This is a genomic window from uncultured Cetobacterium sp. (assembly GCF_947039425.1).
GTDB lineage: Bacteria > Fusobacteriota > Fusobacteriia > Fusobacteriales > Fusobacteriaceae > Cetobacterium_A.
Genome location: NZ_CAMQYW010000267.1, coordinates 1 through 2,767, shown reverse-complemented (window position 1 = coordinate 2,767; position 2,767 = coordinate 1). Strand labels below are relative to the sequence as shown.

Annotated in this window: 3 protein-coding genes; all 3 read right to left on the bottom strand. The window is 32.9% G+C overall.

The window, feature by feature from the left end; all coding sequences use genetic code 11:
* Nucleotides 1-4: 4 nt before the first annotated feature.
* On the bottom strand, nt 5-454 hold the full coding sequence (locus Q0V09_RS10275; protein ID WP_297489280.1) for a hydrogenase iron-sulfur subunit: 450 nt from the start codon (nt 452-454) through the stop codon (nt 5-7).
* Nucleotides 445-2,427, bottom strand: a complete 1,983-nt coding sequence (locus Q0V09_RS10270) for a CoB--CoM heterodisulfide reductase iron-sulfur subunit A family protein (RefSeq protein ID WP_297489277.1) — start codon at nt 2,425-2,427, stop codon at nt 445-447. Before Q0V09_RS10270 ends, Q0V09_RS10275 begins: the two co-directional genes overlap by 10 nt.
* A 17-nt stretch (nt 2,428-2,444) precedes the next feature.
* On the bottom strand, nt 2,445-2,767 hold a 323-nt coding region (locus Q0V09_RS10265), incomplete at its 5' end, for a 4Fe-4S dicluster domain-containing protein (protein ID WP_297489274.1).

The window sequence follows — 2,767 nt, the reverse complement described above, 5'->3', positions numbered from 1 at the left end:
TTCTCTATCTTTCCCATCTTGTATCCCTCAACTTTCTATTAGGTCCTAATTTATGAACTTTCTCTACAATATCATTCATAACTATTGAAAATTTATTTGCTTCTGCTGCTGATATCCAGTCCACTTTAAATCTATCTTTTTCCACACCAATAAAATCTAAAAGATTAGTAAATACAGAAAATCTTCTTCTTGTATAATAATTTCCTGTGGAATAGTGGCAATCCCCTGGATGACATCCTGCCATAACTACACCATCTGCTCCTTTTTGAAAAGCACGTAAAACAAAATTTGGATTTACTCTACAAGAACATGGAACACGAATTATTTTTATATTTGCTGGATAATTTAATCTACTAGTTCCAGCAAGATCAGCTCCAGCATAACTACACCAGTTACAGCAAAATGCAACAATAAGTGGTTTAAATTCTTTTTCTTTATTAATATCTAAAGACATATGGTATCTACCTCCGCCATTATCTGTTTATTTGTATATCCCTTTAAATCAATAGCTCCTGGACGACAAGAAACTGTACATCCTCCACACCCTTGGCAAAGAGCTTCATTTACTTTTGCCACCTGTTTTCTCACTACATTTCCATGATCATAAATATCAACCATTTCCATGGAAATGGCGTCATATGGACACATTTTAGAACAAGCTTTACAACCACTACACTTATTTTCATTTACTTTAGATATGCACGCATTATTTGTTAACTCTTTTTTACTTAAAAGAATAATAGCCTTTGCAGCAGCAGCACTAGCTTGAGCAACTGTTTCAGGAATATCTTTTGGCCCCTGACAAGCTCCAGCTAAATATATTCCAGCAGATGCTGTTTCCACAGGTTTTAATTTAGGGTGAGCCTCTGTAAAGAAGTTATTTAAATCTCCACTAATATTAAGTTTTCTTTTTAAAGTAACAGCATCAGGTTTAGCACAAGTAGCAGTTGCTAAAACGACCATATCAGCATCTATTTCAATTGGAATTCCAGCTAATAAATCTACACCTTGAACCATTAATTTTTCTCCATCAGGAATTACTTTTCCAACAGTTCCCTTTATATAATTAACTCCATACTCTTCAACAGCTCTTCTATGAAATTCATCAAAATTTTTACCAGGAGTTCTAATATCTATATAAAATACACTAATCTCTGTATCTGGATATTTATCCTTTATAAGCATTGCATGTTTAGCTGTATACATGCAACAAACTTTAGAACAGTAACTTTTTCCTCTTTCACTTTTATCTCTTGATCCAACACATTGAATAAACACAAGTTTTTTAGGTCTTTTCCCATCAGAAAATCTTATGAATTTTCCTGATGTTGGCCCAGCTGCATTTGTAAGTCTTTCAAATTCAAGTGATGTAATTACATCTGGATGGGGATAAGAATATTCGCCGAATTTATCTAAATTAATAAGATCAAATCCCGTTGCTAAAACTATTGCTCCATATTTTTCATTAATAATCATATCTTTTTGCTCAAAATCTATAGCTTTAGTTCCACAAACTATAGAACATACTCCACATTTTCCTATTTTAAATTTTATACATTGATTTTTATCAATTACAGGAACTTTAGGAACTGACTGAGCAAAAGGTGTATATATAGCTGTTCTATTTGTTAATCCCTCTTCAAATTCACTTTTTCCTTTTTTTGATGGACATTTTTCAATACAGATTCCACAACCTGTACATTTATCCATATCCACATAACGAGGCTTTTTCTTTATAGCTACATTAAAGTTTCCAACAAATCCTGTAACACTTTCTATTTCACTATAAGTATGAACTGTTATATTCTCATGAGCAGCAGCATCTACCATTTTTGGTGTAAGTATACAAGCTGAACAATCTAATGTTGGAAAAGTTTTATCAATTTGAGCCATTTTCCCACCAATACTTGGAGATTGTTCTACTAAATCTACCTTATATCCTGCATCAGCAATATCCAGTGCTGTTTGAATTCCAGCTATTCCACCTCCAACAACAAGAGCTCTTTTTTCAACTTGTGTTGTTCCTGAAATAAGCTCCTCATTTAAAGTTGCTTTTGCTATAGCAGCTTTAGTTAAAGCTATTGCCTTTTCTGTTCCTATCTCTTTATCTTTATGAACCCAAGAACAATGTTCTCTAATATTTGCAATTTCAACTAAATAAGGATTTAATCCAGCTGATTCTGCTGCTTTTCTAAAAGTTGCCTCATGCATTCTTGGAGAGCAAGCAGCTACAACTATTCTATCTAATTTTTTCTCTTTTATTGCATCTTTTAAAAAGTTTTGCCCAACCTCTGAGCACATATATTGATAATCAACTGAATGAACTACTCCAGGCATATCTTTTACAGCATCTCTAACTCTTTCCACATCAACTGTCCCTGCAATATTACTTCCACACCAGCAGACATATACTCCTATTCTACGCACCAGTATTCCCCCTTACATTATTTACTAAACTTACGAAAAGCACTTACAAATGCTTGTTGTGGTATATTTTTATCATCTTCCATTAATTTAGGAATATTATTAGAAGATAATCTATCTCCATTTTGTTGTCTAATAAGTCTAAGTCTAAGTGCTTCCATAAGCTTTGAAACGCTTACATTTCTTGGGCAACGAGATTCACATGTAAAACAAGCTGCACAGTTCCAAATAGATTTTGAATTTTCTAAAGTTTTTATATCACCTATTTGTAGTAATCTAATAATTTTATTAGGAAGAATATCCATAAATTCATTAGCAGGACATCCTGCTGAACATTTTCCAC

Excerpts from the sequence above, each read along its gene's own strand:
- Q0V09_RS10275 (WP_297489280.1), bottom strand. The coding sequence starts at position 454 with ATGTCTTTAGATATTAATAAAGAAAAAGAATTTAAACCACTTATTGTT.